The sequence below is a fragment of the Kitasatospora sp. NPDC001175 genome (genome assembly GCF_053598215.1).
On record NZ_JBSFJU010000238.1, the window covers coordinates 1 to 1,080 of the forward strand.

Annotated in this window: 1 protein-coding gene; it reads right to left on the reverse strand. The window is 73.5% G+C overall.

From position 1 onward, the window contains the following. A partial coding sequence (locus ACWDAK_RS41395; protein ID WP_427396382.1) for a PP2C family protein-serine/threonine phosphatase occupies positions 1-1,080 on the reverse strand: 1,080 nt, incomplete at both ends.

The following is a 1,080-nucleotide window of genomic DNA, read 5'->3' on the forward strand; positions in this document are numbered from 1 at the left end:
TGTCGCCTTCTCCCGTAGCCACCTCGTCTTGGTCGAGCCGGGCGACCAGTTCGTCGAGGCGGGCGATCAGTTCGTCCGGAGGCAGGTCGAGGGTGGAGAAGTTGAGCACCGCGGTGCGCAGTCGGCCCATGGTGGCGGCGGCGTGCAGGCCGTGCCCGACGACGTCGCCGACGACCAGTGCCACGCGGAAGCCGGGCAGTGGGATGACGTCGAACCAGTCCCCGCCCACCCCGTGCAGCGCCGGCAGGTAGCGGTAGGCGACGTCCAGTGCGCTCTGCTCGGGCAGTCCGCGGGGCAGCAGGCTGCGTTGCAGGGTCTCGGCCATCCGGTGTTCGCGGGTGTAGCGGCGGGCGTTGTCGATGCAGATCGCCGCGCGGGTGACCAGTTCCTCGGCGAAGGTGACGTCCTCTTCCCCGAACGGGGCGGACTGGCCCGCGCGCCAGAAGTTGACCGTGCCCAGGGTCAGACCGCGCGCCTTGAGCGTCGCGGAGATCAGCGAGTGGACTCCGTACGCGAGAATTCGGTCGGTGGTTTGCGGGTCGCGCGCCCGCCAGGAGTGCGCCTGGCGCAGGTCGGCGGCGAGCACGACGTGCCCGCTCGTCAGGGCGGTCTCCTCCGGCGTGCCGGGCAGCGGGCTGATCTGCGAGCCCACGGGGTAGAACGACGGGTCGTCGCTGACGCCGCTGGCCGCCGCACGGCGGATCCGCAGGCCCGGCACGGTGCCGAGCCGGTCCGGGAGCGGCTCGGCGCCGTACAGCACCGGCTCGGCCAGCTCGACGGTGGCGTAGTCCGCGAACCGGGGAACCACCACGTCGGCCAGCTCCTGGGCGGTGCGCTCCACGTCCAAGGTGGTGCCGACCCGCAGCCCCGCGTCGTAGAGCAGCCGCAGCCGGGCCCGCGCCGCCTCTGCCTGACCGGCCAGCGCCCGCAGCTCGGTGGTGTCCCGGATGGTTGCGACGCTGCCGGGCCCTCCGCCGAACGGCGTGGTGGGCCGGTTGTTGACGGCGAGCAGCCGGTCTCCGGCGAGGTGCACCTCGTCGGTGGCGGCCTGCCCCGACGCCAGCAGCTCGGCCAGCCCGG